This window comes from Pseudomonas sp. KCJK8993 (assembly GCF_046230915.1).
Lineage (GTDB): Bacteria > Pseudomonadota > Gammaproteobacteria > Pseudomonadales > Pseudomonadaceae > Aquipseudomonas > Aquipseudomonas piscis.
This window is the reverse complement of sequence record NZ_JBJJLO010000255.1, coordinates 1-681: the sequence shown is the minus strand read 5'-3', so window position 1 is coordinate 681 and position 681 is coordinate 1. Positions and strand designations below refer to the sequence as shown.

The 681-nt window shown below is 67.4% G+C and carries 1 protein-coding gene; it reads left to right on the top strand.

The genetic code is table 11. The annotated features are described in order from the left end of the window. Positions 1-681 (top strand): AMP-binding protein (locus tag ACK6AU_RS32025; RefSeq protein ID WP_409303780.1); only part of this gene is annotated, 681 nt, incomplete at both ends.

Here is a 681-nt window from a genome sequence, read left to right as displayed (position 1 = left end):
CCGCGACGTCGCTTCGTGCACCAGCCTGCAACGCATCGTTTGCAGCGGCGAGGCGTTGCCGGTGGATGCCCAGCAGCAAGTGTTCGCCAAGCTACCCCGGGCCGGGTTGTACAACCTGTATGGCCCGACCGAAGCGGCGATCGACGTGACCCACTGGACCTGCGTCGATGAAGGCCGCGATGGCGTACCGATCGGCCGGCCGATCGCCAACCTGGGCTGCTACATCCTGGACAGCAACTTCGAGCCGGTGCCGGTGGGTGTGCTGGGCGAGCTGTACCTGGGTGGCGTGGGCCTGGCCCGTGGTTACCACCGTCGTCCGGCCTTGAGCGCCGAACGCTTCGTGGCCCATCCGTTCGTGGCCGGCGAGCGCCTGTACCGTACCGGCGACCTGGCGCGTTATCGCGAAGACGGGGTGATCGAATACGCCGGGCGTATCGACCATCAGGTCAAGCTGCGGGGCCTGCGCATCGAATTGGGCGAGATCGAGGCGCGACTGCTGGAACACGGGCGGGTGCGTGAGGCCGCGGTACTGGCGGTGGATAACCAGCACCTGGTGGGTTACCTGGTGCTGGACGGCGTGGGCGAGGACTGGCGCGAAGTAGTGAGCGCCCACCTGGCCGCGCACTTGCCAGACTACATGGTGCCGGCGCAGTGGGTGGTGCTGGAGCAGATGCCGCTGAG